Raw genomic sequence first — 18410 nt, 5'->3', positions numbered from 1 at the left:
GGGTGGGGCGAGCCGGTGCCGAGCCGCGGGACCGACCGACACGGGGGAAGAGGTCCACGTCGATGGAGAGTTCCGGTGGCGACCAGATGGCCGAGCCGATCGACACCGCCACGCCGATCGACACCGCCACGCTGACCGACACCGTCGCACCGATCGACACCGTCGGACCGACCGATGCCGCTGAGCTGATCGACGCCGTCGACCCGATCGTCGACGCCGGCCACGCCGCGCCCTTCGACACGGTGGCCGACTACCACGCGGCGATCGAGGCGATCCGGGCCGCCGCGGTGACCTACTACAACGGCACCGACCTGGCGATGGACGACGCCAGCTACGACGCCCTGATGGCCCGGGTGAGCGCCACCGAGGCGGCCACGCCGCAGTGGCGGCTCGACGACACACCGACCGGGTTGGTCGCCGCCGGGGTCGGGATCAACGGCGATGTCGAGCACACCGTGCCGATGCTGAGTCTGGACAACGTCTTCGGGGCCGACGAGTTGCGCACCTGGGGCACCAGGTTGGAGAAGCTGCTCGGCCGCCCGGCCTCCGGTCTCACGGTCGAGCCGAAGATCGACGGCCTCGCGGTCTCGGCCCGCTACCTGCACGGTCAGCTCAACCTCCTGGTCACCCGGGGTGACGGGCGCGCCGGTGAGGACGTCACCACCCAGGCCCGCCTGGTGGTGGGTCTGCCGCAGCGGCTGGCCGAGCCGGTCACCCTGGAGATTCGCGGTGAGGTCTTCATGACCGACGCCGACTTCGAGCGCGCCAACGAGCTGCGCACCGGGCACGGTGAGCCGGCGTTCGCCAATCCACGCAGCGCGGCAGCCGGCAGCCTGCGCGCACAGGACCGGGCGTACGAGGTTCCGTTGTCCTTCTACGCGTACGGCCTGGTGGGTGACGTGGCGGGAGGGGACCGGCGCCACTCCACCGAGATGGCGTACGTGGGAGCCCTCGGCGTCGCCACCACCGCCGGTTCGCCGGCCGGAATGCCGGTGTGCGAGACGATCGACGAGGCGCTGGCCGCGGTCGAGGTGCTCAACGAGCGGCGCGGGCAGCTCGGGTTCGCGGTCGACGGCGCGGTGATCAAGGCGGATGCGGCCGCCGATCGTGACCTGGCCGGGTTCTCCAGCCGGGCGCCCCGCTGGGGGATCGCCTACAAGTTCCCGGCCGACACCCGGACCACCACCCTGCTGCGGATCGAGGTACAGGTCGGCCGTACCGGTCTGATCACCCCGGTCGCGGTGCTGGCGCCGGTCCAGGTCGGCGGGGTGGTGGTCACCTCGGCGACGTTGCACAACTTCGAGGATCTGGTCCGGCGCAACGTGCGCGCGGGCGACACCGTGTTCGTGCGCCGGGCCGGTGAGGTGATTCCGGAGGTGACCGGGGCCAAGCTCGACGAGCGGCCGGCGGACTCGGTGCCGTTCGAGCCGCCGACGCACTGCCCGCGCTGCGGCGGGGAGATCGACCGGTCGCAGAAGCGGTGGCGGTGCACCCTGGGCCGGGCCTGCGGGGCGGCCGAGTCCCTGGCCTACTTCGCCGCTCGTGACTCGATGGACATCGAGGGCGTGGGCGACAAGATCATCAACGCGGTGGTGGCGGCCGGTCTCGTGACCGACCCGGCCGACCTCTACGACCTCGACGTCCCGACCCTGGCGAAACTGGATCGGATGGGCGAGACCTCGGCGACGAAACTCGTGGCGAACCTCGAACGGTCCAAGGCCCAACCGCTGTCGCGGGTGCTGACCGGCCTCGGCGTCCGGATGACCGGCCGGTCGATGTCCCGGAGGTTGGCCCGGCACTTCGGCGAGATGGACGCGTTGCGCCGGGCCGGTGTCGAGCAACTCCAGGAGGTCGAGGGCGTCGGCCCGGAGCGGGCGGTCACCATCGCCGCCGAGCTGGCCGACCTCGCCCCGGTGATCGACAAGCTCGTCGCGCGGGGTGTCAACATGACCGAGCCCGGCAGTCCCGGCCGGGTCGCACCGGCGGAGTCCACCGACGGGTCCGGCCCGGAGTCGGCGGGGCCGGTTCTGCCGCTGCAACGGGCCGACGGCTCCCCGATGACGGTGGTCGTCACCGGCTCGGTGCCCGGTCTGTCCCGCAACGAGGGCAACGAGGCGGTCGAGCGGCTCGGCGGCAAGTCGTCGGGGTCGGTTTCCAAACGTACCGACCTGGTGGTGGTCGGCGAGGGTGCCGGGTCCAAGGCAACCAAGGCCGAGGAACTCGGCGTACGGATCCTGCCCGCCGACCTTTTCGCACAGGCGCTCGCCGCCCACACCGAGGGCCGGTCCGAGGACGCCATCCGCCTCCTCTCCTGACCACCTCCGCTTTCGGGATTCGCACTCTTGCCGAGAAAGAGTGCGAATCCCGCCGCCGGTAGCGACTCTTTCTCCGCAAGAGTGGCAATCGCCCGAACAACGGGGGCGACCCGGATCGCGGGAGTCGGATGGGTGGTGCCACTATCACGTTCATGCATGTCGCTCGTCGTACGCTCGCGCGTCGTACGCTGCTCGGAGCCGGGCTCGCCGCCGCCGGTGCGATCGTCGGCTGCGGTAAACCCGACGGCACCGGTAACGCCCCGGCCTGGACCGAATCGACCGATCCGGCCGGTGCCGTCAGCGCCACCGACGCGGCCGGCAACACGGCGAAGCTGGGCTCGGCACCGAGCGGTTCACCCGGCGCCACCGCCACCCCGGGCGCCACCGCCGGTACGGCGAACCAGGCCCCGTACGCGGCCGAGGTGACCAAGGTCCTCCAGCGCTACCTGCCCGCGACCCCACAGACGGTGCAACACGCAGGCTTCCCCGGCGCGGTCGCCCTCGTCCTGGTCAACGGCAAGACCACCGTCCACGCCGCCGTCGGCGAGGCACTGCGCTACAGCGCCGGCCCGAAACTCCTCCCCGCCGCCCAACGGGTGCCGATGCGCCCCGACTCGATCTTCGACCTCGCCTCGGTCACCAAGGTCTACACCGCGATTCTGCTCCTCCAACAGGTCGACAAGGGCAGGGTCAACCTCGACGCCCCGGTCGCCGAATACCTCCCCGAGTTCACCGGCACCGGCAAGAACGCGGTCACCGTCGCCATGCTCCTCACCCACACCGGCGGCCTACCCGTCGGCGCGAAGGTCACCGGCCTGCCCGACAACACCGCCCGGTGGAACGCGGTCATGACCACCCCACTCGTCGCCGGCGCCACCCCCGGCGACACCTTCCGCTACTCCAGCGTCGGCCTCATGCTCGCCGGGAAGATCGTGGAGAAGGTCACCGGGCAGCGCCTGGACCAGGCACTCAAGACCAATCTCACCGGCCCACTCGGTCTCAGGGACACCGGCTTCACCCCCAACACCTGGCTGTCCGCCGACGCGAAGAAGAACCGCCTCGTCGCCACCGACGCCCGCTCCTCCCGTGGCCTGCTGCGCGGCACCGTCCACGACGACGTCGCCAACCACCTCGGTGGAATCGCCGGCCACGCTGGCATCTTCGCCACCGCCGCCGACCTCGCCGTGATCGGACAACTGCTCCTCGGTGGCGGCGCCTACCAGGGCAAACGCATCCTCGCCGAGGCCACGGTGCGCCGGATGCTGGAGAACGCCAACGGCGGCAAACCCGCCATCGACCCCGAACGCCCGAACCGCACCTCCGCACACGGCCTCGGTGTCGTACTGAACCAGCCCTGGTTCATGGGTCGACTTTCCAGCGCCCGTACCTTCGGCCACACCGGATTCGCCGGACCGTCCCTGGTGGTCGACCCGAACCGCAAGCTCGTCCTCGCCCTGCTCACCAACCGCGCCCACCCCAACTGGTCCTGGGCCAACCCCGACCCCACCCGCGCCGCCGTGGCCGACACCCTCGCCAAGTCGGTCAACTAGCGGTGTTGTAGACGGAGACGCGGGTGCGGTGGTGGCGGGGAGTCTCGATCTCGTCGAGCACCGCCACCGCGAGGTCGGCGTAGGAGAGCCGTACGGACTCCAACGGCGGCACGGCGTCACCACCCACCCGGTAACGGCCGGTCCGGGGGCTGTCCGCGGACAGCATCGCGGGCGGGGTGAGCATCACCCAGTCGAGCGCTCCTCCGGTCGTACGCAGCCGGTCCAGCCCATCCGTGTGGGCCCGGGCGAACGGTCGGAGGGTGGCGGGGAACAGCGCGGGGTCGTCCATCACCGGACGCCCGTCGACCCCGTGGAGGTTGGCGAAGAGACCGATGACCACGAGTCGGGACACGCCGGCTTCGGCCATCCCCTGCCGCAGGGCGTCGGCCGCCCGGACGAAAAACTGGCCGTCGAAGTGATCGAGTCGGGCCAACGCCTCCGGTCCGGAGGCCGGCGAGACCGCGTGGACCACGGCGTCGTGGTCACGTGCGATCAGGGCAACCGCGCGTACGTCGGTGACGTCGCCGCGCAGCACCCGGACCCCGTCGGCCGACAGGTGTCGGTACCGCTCCGGATCCCGTACCACCGCGGTCACCCGGTGCCCACGGTCGCGCGCCTCGCTGGTCACCGCTCGGCCGGCTCGGCCGCCGGCTCCGAAAATGGCAATGTCGCTCATGATTGCGTCCCGCCTCCGGTTGTCGGTTCCACACCGGAGACGGTATCCACGGGATACTGGTTACTTCAAAGGTACCGGGATAGGGTCCGGAGATGGCCCAGCCGTTGGACGCGGACATGTTCGACCCGATGTGTCCGAGCGGTGCGCTGCCCTTCCAGATCGGCGACAAGTGGACCGGAATGGTGGTGCTCTGTCTGGAGCACGGTCGGCGGCGGTTCAGCGAGATCCGGGTTCCCCTGCGCGCGGTCACCCCGAAGGTGCTCACCCAGACCCTGCGGGCGATGGAACGCGACGGCCTGGTGACCCGCACCGCGTACGACGAGAATCCGCCCCGGGTGGAGTACGAGTTGACCCCGCTCGGGCGTAGCCTCCTGACGCTCATCGACGCCGCCCGCACCTGGAGCCGGCAACACCTGCCCGAGTTGCTCGAAGCACGCGCGGCCCACGAGGCCGAGCGCTGACTCGGAGCGGCCCACGAGGCCGAGCGCTGATCCGGCGGTCGGTCAGCCCGTTCCCGGTCCGGCCTGCCCGGTCGGCAGCAGGACGCCGGTGTGGTGCAGGTGCACCCGAGCGGCGGCGATCGCCTCCGGCGTACCTGGGAAGACCCTGCCCTCGGCGCGGAGCCGGTCGAGTACGCCGACCGCGCTGAGTGCCTGCTCGTGTCCGGCGGCCACGCCGGAGAGGTGGACGACGATCCCCCGGTGTTCGAGCCGTTCGATCGCGTCCCGGAGCACGAGCGCACCGGTGCCGTCGATCGTCGACACCCGCGACATCCGCAGGATGATCACCCGTACGTCGGCCACCTCGGTCAGTTCGAGCAGGAACCGGTGGGCGGCGACGAAGAACAGCGGTCCGTCGATCCGGTACGCGACGATGTGCTCGCGCAGCAGCTCCTGCTCCTCCACGTGGTGGTCGGCGATGTCGAGCGGGACCTCCTCCAGCCGGGCCGCCCGCGCGATCTGGCGCAACGCCAGGGCACCGGCGACGACGAGCCCGATCCCGACGGCGGCGATCAGGTCCAGTGCGAGGGTGGCGGTCGCGGTCAGCACCAGGACGAGCGCGTCGGCCCGGGTGGATCGGGCGAGTGCGGCCAGTGCGCTGACCTCGACCATCCGGATCGCGGTGGCCAGCAGGACCCCGGCCAGCGCGGCCAGCGGGATGTGGGCCACCAGCGGGGCGGCCGCCAGCAGGATCAGTGCCAGCACGATGGCGTGGGACAGGGCGGCGAGCCGCGACTGTGCCCCGGAGCGGACGTTGACCGCCGTACGCGCCATCGCCGCCGTCGCCGGTACGCCACCGAACAGGGGCGTGACCAGGTTCGCCACCCCCTGGCCGAAGAGTTCCCGGTCCGGGTCGTGGCGCTGGTTGACGGTCATGCCGTCGGCGACCGTGGCAGACATCAGGCTCTCCAGCGCGGCCAGCGCCGCGACCGCCAGGGCGGCGGTGAGCAGTGACGGGACGGCTGCCGGGTCGAGAAAGCCCAGCGAGGGTGTGGGCAGCGTGGCCGGCAGGGCGCCGACGCGGCCGACCCCGAGGTGCGCCAGTTGCGCGACCAGTGTGGCGGCCCCGACCGCGAGCAGCGAGAACGGCCACGTCGGCCGCCAGTGGGCACCGGCGAGCATGACCACCGCCACCCCGGTCGCCAGGATCAGCGCGGGCCAGTGGGGTCGGCCGGCGAAGTCGCGGACGGCCCGCCCGGCGACCGCGACGACGCTCTCCCCCGCCGGTGTCGACACCCCCAGGGCGGCCGGCACCTGCTGGAGGAAGATGACCGCGGCGATGCCGACGGTGAAGCCCTCCACCACCGGCGCCGGTACGTGGCGCACGTACCGGCCGGCGCGGAGCAGGGCCAGCGCCACCAGGATGAGGCCGGCGAGCAGCCCGACGGTGAGCACGCCTCCGGGCCCGTGTTGGGCCACGATCGGCACCAGCACGACGGTCATCGCTCCGGTGGGTCCGGAGACCTGGAGGTTGGATCCGCCGAACAGCGCGGCGAGGATTCCGGCCACGATCGCGGTGGCCAGGCCGGCGGCGGCACCGACTCCGGAGGAGACGCCGAATCCGAGGGCCAGGGGCAGGGCGACCACCGCGACGGTGAGTCCGGCGACGAGGTCACGTCGGGGTTGCCGGCGCATCAGTGTGAGGTCCGCCCCGGTGGGCAGGAGGTCCCGTACCCTGCGCCAGGTCGATCGGGCGACCGTGGCGACGCTCACCGCCGCGCCGTGACCGGGTCGTCGTCGCTGCTGCTTTCCGGTTCGCGCAACGAGTCCAGCAGTTCGGCCTGGTTGGTGATCATCTCGGTGAGGAAGCGGCGGGCCGCCCGCATCAGCTCCGCGACGTCCGGTCCGGCGAGGGCGTAGATGACCGCCGACCCCTCGCGTCGAGAGGTCACGATCCCCGCCCGCCGCAGCACCGACAGTTGTTGGGAGAGGCTGGACGCCTCGATGTCCACGTCGGCCAGCAGGTCCCGTACGGCCATCGGGCCGTCGCCGAGGAGTTCCAGCACCCGGATGCGCACCGGGTGTCCGAGCGTACGGAAGAACTCCGCCTTGCGCTGGTACAGCGGAACGGTCACGTCTCCTCCGTCGGCTCGATCACCCAGGCAATTGAAGACCTCTTCATGTCATCAGTCCAGCATCTTCGGCCAACGGTGAGCCGTCACACTCTCCGGTCACCCGGCAGTCCGAAACTTTCGGTGGAACCCCATGCGCCCGCCGGACTCCCGGCCACAGCTCCCGTCGCCCACGCGAAGACCTTGACCTCAGACTTCGATGTGTTTAGATTTCCCTTCCGGAACACTTCCGATAGGTTTCGCCCGGAAGGACGCCCATGCGCCTCACCCGAAGCCGTCTCGCCGCCGCCTGCCTGCTGACCGCGTCCCTGCTCACCGCCTGCGGGGCACCGGAGGCGGCTGCGCCGGAGTCCGCCGGCGGTACGGTGCCCGCCAGGCCCGCGTCCCCGGTTGTCCTGAACGTGCTGGACGTGGCCGGGAACCTCCAGCTCACCCAGTCGATGATCGACGAGTTCGTGGCGAAGAACCCGGACGTGGTGTCGAAGGTGACGTACTCGAAGTCGCCCTCACCGGAGCTGGTCGGCAAGATCAGGGCCCAGCAGAACGCCAACCGGGTCGACATCGACCTGGTGCTGACCGGCGTGGACGGCCTGGCCGCCGGCATCGAGCAGCAACTGTGGACCCCGCTGCTCCCGGCGTACGCGGACCGGCTGCCCGGGATGGCGAACTACCTGCCCGGTGCGGCGGCGATGCAGCAGCTTGCCGGCGACTCCGGAGTCACCGTCACGTACTACCCGTCCGGGCCGCTGATCGAGTACCTGCCCGCGAAGGTGCCGAACCCCCCGAAGACCGCGGCCGACCTGCTGGCGTACGCGAAGGCGAACCCCGGCGCGGTGCAGTACGCCCGCCCGTCGAACTCGGGGCCCGGCCGTACCTTCCTGATGGGGCTGCCGTACCTGCTGGGCGACAGCGACCCGAAGGACCCGGTCCGGGGGTGGGACAGGACCTGGGCCTACCTGGCCGAGCTGAACCGGCACGTGACCCTCTACCCGTCCGGGACCAGCGAGACGATGAAGAACCTGGCCAACGGATCAGCGAAGATCATCATCAGCACCACCGGCTGGGACATCAACCCGAGGGTGCTCGGCACCGTGCCGGCCGAGGCGAGGATCGGCACCCTGGACGGCTTCCACTGGGTCGCCGACGCCCACTACGCGGTCGTACCCAAGGGGGTGTCGACCGACAAGCAGGCCGCGGTGCTCAACCTGCTCGACTGGATGCTGACCCCGAACCAGCAGGCCAAGGCGTACGACAACGGCTACTTCTACCCCGGCCCGGCGGTGAAGGACGTGACCCTGTCGATGGCGCCGGAGGCCAGCCGCAAGGCCATCGAGCAGTACGGCCGCCCGGAGTACGAACAGCTCATCGCCGCCCACCCGGTGGAGGTCCCGCTCGGTGCCAAGGCCCTGGTCGAGGCGTTCAGCAGATGGGACCGCGAGATCGGCGGCGCGAAGGTGGGGAGGTGAGCTTCACCCGGATCCGGCTCGACGGCGTCTCGCGCAGCTTCGGCCGCCACGAGGCCCTGACCGGGTTGGACCTGACCGTCGAACGCGGCGAGTTCATCGCCCTGCTCGGCCCCTCCGGGTGCGGCAAGTCGACCGCGCTGAACTGCCTGGCCGGGCTGCTGCCGCTGACCCGGGGCAGCATCTGGTCCGACGAGACCCGGCTGGACACGTTGCCGCCGGAGCGGCGCGGCTTCGGCATGGTGTTCCAGAACTACGCCCTGTTCCCGCACCTGTCGGTCCGCCGGAACGTGGCGTTCGGGCTGCAGATGCGCCGCCTGCCGAGGGCCGAGGTACGCCGCCGTACCGAGGAGGCGATCCGGCTGGTCCAGCTCGAGGAACACGCCGGCAAGCTGCCCGGACAGCTCTCCGGCGGGCAGCAGCAGCGGGTGGCGATCGCCCGTGCCGTGGTGCTGGAACCCGCGCTGGTGCTGATGGACGAGCCACTGTCGAACCTGGACGCCAAACTGCGCCTGGAGATGCGGACCGAGATCCGGCGGCTGCACCAGTCGCTCGGCCTGACCACCGTGTACGTCACCCACGACCAGGAGGAGGCGCTCTCCCTGGCGGACCGGCTGGTGGTGCTGCGGGCGGGACGGGTGCAGCAGATCGGGCCGCCGGAGGAGCTGCACACCCGGCCGGCGAACCGGCACGTCGCCGACTTCATGGGCTACCGCAACCTGCTGCCGATGCGGGCCACCCGCAAGCACGGGAGCACCCAGTTCGTGGTGGAGGGCGAGGGTCTGCGCCTGGTGGGGACCCCGGTCGGCCCGGTCGAGGCCGGCGCGGCGGTGATCGCCGCCATCCGGCCCGAGGACCTGCGGATCGCCGACGTGCCGGGGACCGGGCTGCTCGCCACCGTGCAGGTGGTCGAGTACCAGGGGCGCGAGGTGGCGGTGCAGGCGCGTACCGAGGCGGGGCTCACCCTCAACCTGCGTACGTCGCACCGGCCGGTCCTCGGCGAGCAGGTGGAACTGGTCGTCGCTCCGGCCCGCCTGCTGGTCTTTCCGGCCGACGAACCGCAGGCCCCGTGATGACCCCGGAAGATCCGAACCCGACGGTACGCGTGGCGCTGCGCCACCGGCTGGCCGAGCGGGGCGTCGACCGGCAACTGCTGCTGCTCGCTCCGGCGGCCCTGTTCGTCCTGGTGCTGTTCGTCTACCCGTTCCTCTACGGCGTCGGGCTGTCCTTCCAACCGGCGCGGGGTGGGGTGTTCGGGGCGTACCGGGAGTTCTTCGCCGACCCGTACCAGCGGGACACGATCTGGATCACGCTGCGGCTGTCGCTGCCGGCGGCGCTGCTCAACGTGGCCGCGTCGGTGCCGATCGCGTACCGGATGCGGGGGCGGTTCCGGGGCAAGCGGCTGCTGACCACGGTCCTGGTCGTGCCGATCACGCTCGGGACGGTGCTGACCGCGCAGGGCCTGCTCAACTTCCTCGGCCCGACCGGCTGGTTCAACCGGGTCCTGCTCGCCACCGGCCTGACCGACGACCCGGTACGCCTCACCTACAACTACTGGGGCGTCTTCTTCTCCATCGTCATCACCGGCTTCCCGTTCGCGTTCCTGCTGGTGCTGTCGTACCTGTCGGGGATCGACCCGGCGCTGGAGCGGGCCGCCGCGACCCTCGGCGCCGGCTGGGTACAGCGGTTCCGCCGGATCACCCTGCCGCTGCTGGCACCGGGGTTGGCGACCACGTTCTGCCTGACCTTCGTGCTGGCGTTCAGCGTCTTCCCGTCGGCGGTCCTGGTCGGCGATCCGGCCGGCGAGACCCGGGTCATCTCGATCGCCGCGTACGAGGCCGCGTACCTGCGGTACGACTACCCGATGGCGGCGACCATCGCTGTGTTGATGGGCGTGGTCGAACTGCTGGTCATCGCGGCGGTGCTCGGCTGGCGGTCGCTGCTCTACACCGGCTCGACCGCCGGAGGGAAGGGCTGATGGCGACAACCGGAGGCAGCACCCGCCGACGCTTCGTCGCCAGCCCCGGGGCCTGGCTGGTCTGGGGCGCGGTGGTCTTCTTCTTCGTCAACCTGGCCGGGGTGATCGGCTCGGTGCTGGTCAACTCGTTCGGCACCCGCTGGTTCGACACCTGGCTGCCGCAGGGCTTCACCACCACCTGGTACGGCACCGCCTGGCGGGAGTTCGGGCTGCTGCCCGTACTGGTGGTGACCCTGGAGGTGTCCCTGCTGGTGGTCGGCATCTCGGTGCTGATCGGGGTGCCCGCCGCGTATGTGCTGGCCCGCCGCTCGTTTCCCGGTCGGCGACTGCTCTACCTGCTGTTCCTGCTGCCGATCCTGATGCCGCCGATCACCTACGGCATCCCGCTGGCGACGGTCCTCTACAAGTACGGCTTCGCCGGTCACCTCTCCGGCGTGGTCCTGGCGAACCTGGTGCCGTCGGTGCCGTTCGTCATCCTGACCATGACCCCGTTCATCGAGCAGATCGACCCGGCGATCGAACGGGCGGCGCGGATGTGCGGTGCCCGTACCGGTCAGGTTTTTGTCCGGATCCTCGCTCCCCTGCTGACGCCCGGCATCCTGGCCGCCTCGATCCTGGTCCTGGTCCGGACGGTCGGGATGTTCGAACTGACCTTCCTCACCGCCGGGCCGGACTCGCAGACGCTGGTGGTGGCCCTGTACTACTCGATGTCGGCGGCCGGCATCCGGGCCCAGCAGTCGGTCGACGCGATGGCGGTCATCTACACCTCGATGATGCTGGTCCTGCTGGTGGTGGCGCTGCGTTTCGTCAACCCCACCCAACTCGTCGCCCGGGTACGCGAGGACATCAACTGACCGGTGTCGCACTCACGACGGCGGCGATCCCTGCGGCCCGTACGCCGGCAGTGAGCGCAGGGCCAGGAGCAGGGCGTCACGATGCAGCCCGTCCAGTTGCCGGTCGGCCGCCGGAAAACCGGCGTCGGCGGGTCGGCCGGTGCCCCTGATGGCCAGGAGCAGTTCGCGCAACATGTGCACGGTCATCCGGTCCAGTTGCGGGCGTACGTCTTTCGCCAGATCCGGCCGTTCTCGTGGACCGTATTCCGGATATGCCCGCCATTGGGTGTGCAGCGCGCGTTGCACCATTTTGCCGGCCTCTATCTGGTCCCGGAAGAAACGAACACCGACAGCGGGATCCAGTCCGATCGCCTCGGCGACGTCGGCCACCTCGTCGAGAACTCTCTGCTCCCGTACCGGATCGTCGATCGGTTGACCGGTGGCGAACTTCGCCGCGGCGACCCGGTCCGCGAGGAGTAGCCGCCGCGCGGCAAGATCGGCCAGCCCCACCCGCGTGTCCCCCGCCCTTGACCTGCGGTCGGAGCCCCGACGACGGGTGAGGATCTTCGGTACGGCGGCGACAACGGTCGATCCGCCGAGGACGAGAACGGGAATCGCCGGGAATCGGACGAGAGCGAGATGAGCGAGCATGGGACTCTTCCACGAGCGGAGCGGACGTACCTCGACGATTGTTCGCTGTATTCCTGTGTACGCATTCAGGTTCGGTGGGCCCAGCCTCCTCCGGCGAGACCAACACCTCTTCGCATTCCGGGGACACCCGAGGGGTCCCGGGACAAACACGAAGCGGCGGCGGGGCGGGTTCAAAGCCTCCCGCCCCCAGCTATGACGCAGGCTGGCGGCCCTGCCTCTCGGCAGGGCCGCCAGCCTGTTGTGTCCGGGCACCTTCAGGACGCAGACACCGTCCATCGGTCGCCGGTCAGTGCATCATCACCGGTACGGGGACGTCCCCCGCGTTCTCGTCGTCGCTGGCGCCGGATCCGCTGGTCACGGCTCCGCCGTCCTGACGTCCGGTGTTGACGAAGGTGAACACGATCACCGCGGCGAGGGCCATCAGGCCGACCGCCCACCAGATCGCGGTGGCGTACCCGTGCACGGCCGCCTCGTTGATCAGCGCCGGGTTGCCGCCCCGGTCGAGCAACCACGCCGCGGTGGCACTGGCCGCGACAGTGTTCAGCAGCGCGGTGCCGATCGAGCCGCCGACCTGCTGCGACGTGTTGATCATCGCGGAGGCGACACCCGCGTCACGCGGCTCGACACCGTAGGTGGCCAGGCTCATGGCCGGCATGAACGCCGTACCCATGCCCAGGCCGAGCAGGACCAGACCCGGCAGGATCAGGCCGCCGTACGAGCTGTCCACCTTCATCTGGGTCAGGATCAGCAGGCCGATCGCGGCGACCAGGAAGCCCGGACCCATCAGCAGCCGGGGCGCGACCCGGTTCATCAGCCGGGCGCCGATCTGGGTCGAACCGGTGATCATGCCGACGATCATCGGCAGGAACGCCACGCCGGTGACGACCGGCGACCATCCCTTGACCACCTGGAGGTAGTAGGTGAGGAAGAGGAACAGGCCGAACATGCCGATCACCGCGATGCCCAGCGCGGAGTAGACGCCGGCCCGGTTGCGCTCGGTGAGTACCCGCAGCGGCAGCAGCGGGTGCGCGACCCGCGACTCGACCAGCACGAACGCCGCCAGCAACACGGCGGCCGCGACGAACGAACCCAGGGTCCAGGCAGCGGTCCAGCCGTCGGACTCGGCCCGGGTGAAGCCGTAGACCAGCGAGACCAGGCCGGCGGTGGAGAGCACCACGCCGGGGATGTCCAGCCGGTTGCGGTTACGGGCACCCGGTACGTCTTGGATCACCAGGTACGCACCCGCGGCGGCGATCAGCGCGATCGGGATGTTGACGAACAACGCCCAGCGCCAGTTCAGGTACTCGGTGAGCACACCGCCGAGGATCAGGCCGAGAGCGCCACCACCACCCGCGATCGCACCGAACACACCGAACGCCTTGGCGCGTTCCTTGGCCTCGGTGAAGGTGACCGCCAGCAGCGACAACGCGGCCGGGGCGAGCATCGCGCCGAAGACACCCTGTAGGGCACGAGCACCCAGCAGCATGCCGGTGTTGGCCGCGATACCACCGATGGCGGAGGCGGCGGCGAACCCGATCAGACCAATGGTGAAGATCCGCTTCCGGCCGGCGATGTCGGCGAGCCGGCCGCCGAACAGCAGCAGACCACCGAAGGCGAGCGTGTAGGCGGTGATGACCCACTGCCGGTTGCCGTCGGAGATGCCCAGGTCGTGCTGGGCCGCCGGCAAGGCGATGTTCACCACGGTCGCGTCCAGCACGACCATCAGCTGAGCCAACGAGATGAATATCAGCGCTGTCCAGCGCCTCGGATTGGCTTGTACTTCTGTGGACATGAAGGTCCCCGCAATTTTCGCAAATATGGATGGAAACGGCAGCCTGTGGACGCAGGCCACCCGGATGTGGCGGTGATGGTGTTTGGTTTGTCGGCGCCGTGGGTCAGCGCCGGTCGGTCAGCGCGCTCCCCGCTCGGCGGAAGGGTCGGCTCCACGCTGAGCCGGACCGCACGCTGCCTGTCGTAGGTCGGCCAGGGTGACCGTGCACCCCGGCAGTACGGAACGCTGCGGTGCGCGCAGCCCGTCGAGCAGGATCTCCAGGTGGCGGTGGGCGAACCGATCGAGGGTCGCCCGACCCGTACCGGGCATCGGTCGGGTGAGCTGGACGATCGGGACGATCACGTCGCCGATGGCCACGTCGGGACGCAACTGGCCGGACTCACGTGCCCGGCCCAGGATGGCCTCCAACACGTCCTCCAGGCGCTCCCGCTGTACGTTCAGCTCGGGATCGGCGGGGTCCAGCCAGTCGGAGAAAACCGGACACAGCCCGCCGATCAGCAGCTCCGCCGATATGTGTACGAACCGCCGGAGCGCCTCGAACGGGTCTGGCTCCTCCATCAGTGCCCGTTCCGCCTGGTCGGTCAGACCGGACATCAGGGTCAGAACCACTACCCGGATCAGTTCCCGCCGGTTGGCGAAATGCCGATAGAGGGTGGCGTTACCCACCCCCGCCCGCTGCGCGATCTCGTCCAGCGGCACATCGGCGCCCCGCTCGACAAAAAGCTCGCCAGCCGCGGCGACGATCCGGTCGAAGTTCCGGGACGCGTCGGCTCGCTGCCGGGGCAACCGCTGTTGTACGGCAGTACCAGCCACGTCGACGCTCCTCACTGAAACCGGGGAGATCTTCCCCGCTTCACCCGAAGAGTCAAACGGGGAGACCATCCCCGGTTATTTCTCCACCCGCTGTGACCTGCGTCCCGACATCGATCAGACCTGCTGGTCCGGCCACCGCTTCCCCGGCGGGCCGGTACGACGCCGGGAGAGCGACGAGCCGGGCACGATGCCGGGAACTCCACGAGCGACGGCAGCGACCAACAGGTCGAACGGTGAACGTCCAGCAGATGAATCCGAAGGCCGAGGAAATCCATGCGCACAGCCGCGTCGCCAGTCCCCCGACGGCGTCCCGCACTCCTGACCGTCGCCCGCGCCGCCCTGGCGTCGCTGGCCCTGATCGGCGCGGTGGCGGGGTGCGGCGGCGGCAGCGAACCGTCCGGCACCGGCCAGGCCACCCCGAGCGCTTCGACGACCACCGGTGCGTTCAACCTCCGTGACCCGTGGGTCAAGGCGGCCGACTCGGGAATGACCGCGGCGTTCGGCACCCTGGTCAACGACGGCGACACCGACGTCACCGTGGTGAGCGCCGTTTCGTCGGTGTCGCCGATGGAACTGCACGAGATGACCATGAAAGACGGCAAGATGCTCATGCAGCCCAAGGCCGGCGGCTTTGTCGTCGCGGCTCACGGCACCCACGTGCTGGAGCCAAGCGGCGACCACCTGATGTTGATGAACCTGACGAAGCCGGTCAGGCCCGGCGACGAGGTCACCTTCACGTTGACGTTCGCGGGCGGCGGCACCGCCGAGTTCACCGCGATCGTGAAGCCGTTCGCCGGGGCCGGGGAGAGCTACGACCCGGGCACCGGCATGAACATGGGCCCCACCGCCACTCCCGGCGCGGGCATGAGCATGAGCCCACCGGCATGACGGACCGGTCCACGTACCGTCCGGTGAGCAGGCGGCGTCTGCTCACCGGCGGGTCCGTCGCGGTGGGAGGAATCCTCGCCGGAGCGGGTACGGTCGCCGCCGTCCACGCCGCCGACGGTGCGCCGCCGGCCGCGTCGCCCGTTCCGGCCGTCGAGATCGGTACGGCGGTGGAGCCCTTCCACGGCGCCCGGCAGGCCGGCATCGCCACCGACCCGCAGTCGCACGCCGCGTTTGTCGGCCTCACCCTGACGCCGGGCACCGACCGGGCGGCCCTGGTCCGGCTGATGCGGCTGCTCTCCGACGACGCCGCCCGGCTGACCCGGGGTGAGCCGGCCCTGGGCGACACCGAACGGGAACTGGCCGTGCTTCCCGCCCGGCTCACCATCACGTTCGGATTCGGACCCGGCCTGTACGCCGCCGCCCGGCTCGACGACCGGCGGCCACCGTCCGTCGCCGACCTGCCGCCGTTCCCCATCGACCGCCTGCTGCCGGCCTGGTCCGGTGGTGACCTGCTGCTCCAGATCTGCGCCGACGACCCGCTCACCGTCGCCCACGCCCAGCGGATGCTGATCAAGGATGCCCGCCCGTTCGGGGCGGTGCGCTGGGTCCAGCAGGGTTTCCGTCGCGGCGCGGGTGTCCAGGCCGAGCCGCAGACCCAGCGCAACATCCTCGGCCAACTCGACGGCACCGCCAACCCGAAGATGGCCACCGGCGCCCTGGACCGGGCCGTCTGGGTGCCCGAGGGGCCGGCCTGGCTGCGCGACGGCACCACCCTGGTCCTGCGGCGGATCCGAGCGGAGTTGGAGACGTGGGACCTGCTCGGGCGGGCCGACAAGGAACTCGCCGTCGGTCGGCGCCTGGACACCGGTGCGCCGCTGAGCGGGACCGCCGAACACGACCTGCCCGACTTCGCCGCCACCGACGCCACCGGGCTGCCCGCGATTCCCGACTTCTCCCACATCAGCCGCGCCCATGTGACCGAGGACCGGCTGCGCATCCTGCGCCGGCCGTACAACTACGACGGTGTGCCGAACCCGGACGGGCATCCGGACACCGGGTTGATCTTCGCGTCGTACCAGGCGGACATCGAGCGGCAGTTCCTGCCGATCCAGCGCCGCCTCGCCGAACTGGACCTGCTCAACGAGTGGACGACGCCGATCGGCTCGGCGGTCTTCGCCATCCCGCCCGGCTGTTCCCCGGACGGCTGGGTCGGCGAACAGTTGCTCGGCTGACCGCGCGACCGGCGGGGACCGGCCGGCGCTGACCGGCCTGCCCCGAGCGGCCCGCCCGGTTCCTCAGGCGAAGAGCAGCAGCAGGCCGGTCACCGTGTAGGCGACCATCAGCACCAGCAGTGGGACCTGCGCTCGGGTCGCCTCGGCCGGTGGGAACAGTCCGAGGGCCCGGTCGTGGGCGAGCAGGGTGCCGAGGAGGTGGCCGAGCACGATCACGGTGATCTGGAGGTTCGCGACCCCGGAGGGGGTGACGAGGTCCGTACGGACCGGCCAGTTGGCGGTGCCGAGCAGGTTCGCGCCGGTGTCGAGCGGGTCGGAGAGCAGGGCGATGGTCCGCTGACCCTCCAGGATCAGCAGCGAGTGGTAGTGGGCGACGAGGTAGGCGACGGCGATCGGGACGACGGAGTGCACCAGTTCCCCGGGTGTACCCGCCCGGTCGGTGTGCGCGCGTCGGGCGGCGGCGCGGGTCGCGGCGGCGTACGCGAGGGCGACCGCGCCGATGACACCGACCAGGCCCACGGTGCCGGTTACCGGCGCGGGCAGGCCGTTGCCCTGTTGGAAGCGCAGCCAGAACGGGGCGTTGGAGACACTGTCGTACATGGTGGAGCCGAGCAGCACCACCACCGTGGCGATCAGGCCGGGGGCCGGGGCGAGCGAGGCGATTCCGTCGAGCGGGTTGCGCCACACCAGTGCCCCGTCGCCCCGGCGACCGATGATCGCGAGCCGGCCGACCAACGCGCTGAGCACCTCGAACGCGTCGCCCCGGTCGAACCACCCGGCTCCGTACAGCACGGCACCGGCGAGCATCGCGACCAGGTACGCGGCCAGCCATCCGCCGATGACGGGCAGGGTGGTACGACCGGGCGCGACCAGTTCCAGCCAGACGAACGCCAGTAGGCCGACGGCGGCCGGTCGGTATCCGAGCCGGGGCGGCAGCGGCCGGAGCCCGGTCGCCGGATCGTGGCGCAGGGCGAGCGCGGCGAGCAGGTGCAGGGTGCGTACCGGGTTCAGAGCGCGCCACACCGGCCCGAGCAGCAGCGACAGCGGCACCAGCCCCACCCAGAAGAGCACGTGGACCGCGCCTGCGGTCGGGTTCTGCGGGGTGTCCGGGCCGGCGAGCAGACCGACGCCGAACCAGCCGGCGAGGGCGAGGCCGAGCAGGCGCACGCCCCACGCCCAACCGGCGGAGTCGACCATACGGGCCAGTGGTACGGGCACCGGCCGACCGGCCGTGTCGGCGGTGTCGAGCAGGGGGCGGCGCCAGTGGGTGCCCAGGGCGAGGAACGTGACGACCAGTGCGAGTACGGCGCCGACGACCAGCTCGGTGAGCGAGATGGGCAGGTCCTGGCGGCCACCCACCCCGTGCGCCAGCACCGGCGGTCCGGGCATCACCGGGTGACGGGTCGGCGGCTCACGGGGTCCGACCCGTGCGTCTCACCCTGCGGTCCATCGGCTGCTTTTCCGAAGGGGACAGTGGGCGGTTGACGGGCCTCCCGGAGAAGTAGTCGCCGGACGATGCCAAAGAGTTCCATCGATGGCCCCAGCTCCCCCGCACGGGTGTCCGGAGCGGCAGATGACGCGATGCGCCTATCTGCGCACCGATCCCCTGCCTACCGTGATGACTATCCGTGACTTCGCGGTTGCACT

The 18410-nt window shown here is 70.8% G+C and carries 16 protein-coding genes; 9 read left to right on the top strand and 7 right to left on the bottom strand.

From position 1 onward, the window contains the following. The first annotated feature begins 62 nt into the window (after window positions 1-62). Together ligA and ACWEFB_RS10450 are read left to right on the top strand one after the other, a co-directional pair. Window positions 63-2315 carry an NAD-dependent DNA ligase LigA gene (gene ligA / locus ACWEFB_RS10455; RefSeq protein ID WP_452284253.1) on the top strand — a complete coding sequence of 751 codons (2253 nt, stop codon included), beginning with the start codon at window positions 63-65 and terminating at the stop codon, window positions 2313-2315. Between the two features lie 152 nt (window positions 2316-2467). Beyond that, window positions 2468-3865, top strand: coding sequence for a serine hydrolase domain-containing protein (locus tag ACWEFB_RS10450; RefSeq protein WP_452284251.1), 1398 nt, complete (start codon window positions 2468-2470; stop codon window positions 3863-3865). Here the strand turns inward: ACWEFB_RS10450 and ACWEFB_RS10445 are convergent. Further along, window positions 3858-4541 (bottom strand): NAD(P)-dependent oxidoreductase, encoded by a 684-nt coding sequence (locus ACWEFB_RS10445; protein WP_452284249.1) that lies wholly within the window; start codon window positions 4539-4541, stop codon window positions 3858-3860. The two genes, ACWEFB_RS10450 and ACWEFB_RS10445, sit on opposite strands and share 8 nt — an antisense overlap. 92 nt (window positions 4542-4633) lie before the next feature. Between ACWEFB_RS10445 and ACWEFB_RS10440 the strand changes: the two genes are divergently transcribed. Next, window positions 4634-5002 carry a winged helix-turn-helix transcriptional regulator gene (locus ACWEFB_RS10440; protein ID WP_452284247.1) on the top strand — a complete coding sequence of 123 codons (369 nt, stop codon included), beginning with the start codon at window positions 4634-4636 and terminating at the stop codon, window positions 5000-5002. Between the two features lie 42 nt (window positions 5003-5044). Here ACWEFB_RS10440 and ACWEFB_RS10435 read toward each other — a convergent pair whose 3' ends face one another. After that, window positions 5045-6754: a SulP family inorganic anion transporter gene (locus ACWEFB_RS10435; RefSeq protein ID WP_452284245.1), complete on the bottom strand. Its 1710-nt coding sequence runs from the start codon at window positions 6752-6754 to the stop codon at window positions 5045-5047. Then, entirely contained in the window at window positions 6751-7116 is a 366-nt protein-coding gene (locus ACWEFB_RS10430; RefSeq protein WP_326557871.1) for an ArsR/SmtB family transcription factor, read from the bottom strand. The genes ACWEFB_RS10435 and ACWEFB_RS10430 overlap by 4 nt, the downstream gene beginning before the upstream one ends. Before the next feature lie 254 nt (window positions 7117-7370). Here ACWEFB_RS10430 and ACWEFB_RS10425 point away from each other — a divergent pair, with 254 nt between their 5' ends. From ACWEFB_RS10425 to ACWEFB_RS10410, 4 genes are read left to right on the top strand one after another with little or no spacing between them, the layout of a single operon-like run. Next, window positions 7371-8579, top strand: a complete 1209-nt coding sequence (locus ACWEFB_RS10425; RefSeq protein ID WP_452284242.1) for an ABC transporter substrate-binding protein — start codon at window positions 7371-7373, stop codon at window positions 8577-8579. Further along, complete coding sequence (locus tag ACWEFB_RS10420; protein WP_452284240.1) at window positions 8576-9649, top strand: ABC transporter ATP-binding protein; 1074 nt, start codon at window positions 8576-8578, stop codon at window positions 9647-9649. The genes ACWEFB_RS10425 and ACWEFB_RS10420 overlap by 4 nt, the downstream gene beginning before the upstream one ends. Beyond that, window positions 9649-10554, top strand: a complete 906-nt coding sequence (locus ACWEFB_RS10415; protein ID WP_452284238.1) for an ABC transporter permease — start codon at window positions 9649-9651, stop codon at window positions 10552-10554. Before ACWEFB_RS10420 ends, ACWEFB_RS10415 begins: the two co-directional genes overlap by 1 nt. Beyond that, window positions 10554-11408 carry an ABC transporter permease gene (locus ACWEFB_RS10410; RefSeq protein ID WP_452284236.1) on the top strand — a complete coding sequence of 285 codons (855 nt, stop codon included), beginning with the start codon at window positions 10554-10556 and terminating at the stop codon, window positions 11406-11408. The genes ACWEFB_RS10415 and ACWEFB_RS10410 overlap by 1 nt, the downstream gene beginning before the upstream one ends. Window positions 11409-11420: 12 nt before the next feature. Here ACWEFB_RS10410 and aroQ read toward each other — a convergent pair whose 3' ends face one another. The 3 genes from aroQ to ACWEFB_RS10395 form a co-directional block, all read right to left on the bottom strand. Next, the gene (gene aroQ, locus ACWEFB_RS10405; protein WP_452284234.1) at window positions 11421-12038 is read right to left on the bottom strand and encodes a gamma subclass chorismate mutase AroQ; all 618 of its coding nucleotides are present in this window, start codon (window positions 12036-12038) and stop codon (window positions 11421-11423) included. A gap of 286 nt (window positions 12039-12324) precedes the next feature. Then, the gene (locus ACWEFB_RS10400; RefSeq protein WP_452284232.1) at window positions 12325-13830 is read right to left on the bottom strand and encodes an MFS transporter; all 1506 of its coding nucleotides are present in this window, start codon (window positions 13828-13830) and stop codon (window positions 12325-12327) included. Between the two features lie 117 nt (window positions 13831-13947). Beyond that, window positions 13948-14643, bottom strand: coding sequence for a TetR/AcrR family transcriptional regulator (locus ACWEFB_RS10395; RefSeq protein ID WP_452284230.1), 696 nt, complete (start codon window positions 14641-14643; stop codon window positions 13948-13950). A gap of 273 nt (window positions 14644-14916) precedes the next feature. On the opposite strand from ACWEFB_RS10395, the gene ACWEFB_RS10390 reads away from it, so the two are divergent. Then, entirely contained in the window at window positions 14917-15531 is a 615-nt protein-coding gene (locus tag ACWEFB_RS10390; protein ID WP_452284228.1) for a copper chaperone PCu(A)C, read from the top strand. Further along, window positions 15528-16763 (top strand): Dyp-type peroxidase, encoded by a 1236-nt coding sequence (locus tag ACWEFB_RS10385; RefSeq protein ID WP_452284226.1) that lies wholly within the window; start codon window positions 15528-15530, stop codon window positions 16761-16763. Before ACWEFB_RS10390 ends, ACWEFB_RS10385 begins: the two co-directional genes overlap by 4 nt. A gap of 63 nt (window positions 16764-16826) precedes the next feature. On the opposite strand, the gene ACWEFB_RS10380 is transcribed toward ACWEFB_RS10385, so the two are convergent. Further along, the gene (locus ACWEFB_RS10380; protein ID WP_452284224.1) at window positions 16827-18152 is read right to left on the bottom strand and encodes a hypothetical protein; all 1326 of its coding nucleotides are present in this window, start codon (window positions 18150-18152) and stop codon (window positions 16827-16829) included. Window positions 18153-18410 lie beyond the last annotated feature (258 nt).

The organism is Micromonospora sp. NPDC004704 (assembly GCF_053601675.1).
Note: the sequence above shows the minus strand (reverse complement) of the source record. Positions and strands in the feature narration are given on the sequence as shown.

Bases quoted from the DNA above. Each gene is read 5' to 3' on its own strand.
- ligA (WP_452284253.1), top strand. From the start codon at position 63: ATGGAGAGTTCCGGTGGCGACCAGATGGCCGAGCCGATCGACACCGCC.
- ACWEFB_RS10450 (WP_452284251.1), top strand. From the start codon at position 2,468: ATGCATGTCGCTCGTCGTACGCTCGCGCGTCGTACGCTGCTCGGAGCC.
- ACWEFB_RS10445 (WP_452284249.1), bottom strand. From the start codon at position 4,541: ATGAGCGACATTGCCATTTTCGGAGCCGGCGGCCGAGCCGGCCGAGCG.
- ACWEFB_RS10440 (WP_452284247.1), top strand. From the start codon at position 4,634: ATGGCCCAGCCGTTGGACGCGGACATGTTCGACCCGATGTGTCCGAGC.
- ACWEFB_RS10425 (WP_452284242.1), top strand. From the start codon at position 7,371: ATGCGCCTCACCCGAAGCCGTCTCGCCGCCGCCTGCCTGCTGACCGCG.
- ACWEFB_RS10415 (WP_452284238.1), top strand. From the start codon at position 9,649: ATGACCCCGGAAGATCCGAACCCGACGGTACGCGTGGCGCTGCGCCAC.
- ACWEFB_RS10410 (WP_452284236.1), top strand. From the start codon at position 10,554: ATGGCGACAACCGGAGGCAGCACCCGCCGACGCTTCGTCGCCAGCCCC.
- aroQ (WP_452284234.1), bottom strand. From the start codon at position 12,038: ATGCTCGCTCATCTCGCTCTCGTCCGATTCCCGGCGATTCCCGTTCTC.
- ACWEFB_RS10400 (WP_452284232.1), bottom strand. From the start codon at position 13,830: ATGTCCACAGAAGTACAAGCCAATCCGAGGCGCTGGACAGCGCTGATA.
- ACWEFB_RS10390 (WP_452284228.1), top strand. From the start codon at position 14,917: ATGCGCACAGCCGCGTCGCCAGTCCCCCGACGGCGTCCCGCACTCCTG.
- ACWEFB_RS10385 (WP_452284226.1), top strand. From the start codon at position 15,528: ATGACGGACCGGTCCACGTACCGTCCGGTGAGCAGGCGGCGTCTGCTC.
- ACWEFB_RS10380 (WP_452284224.1), bottom strand. From the start codon at position 18,152: ATGCCCGGACCGCCGGTGCTGGCGCACGGGGTGGGTGGCCGCCAGGAC.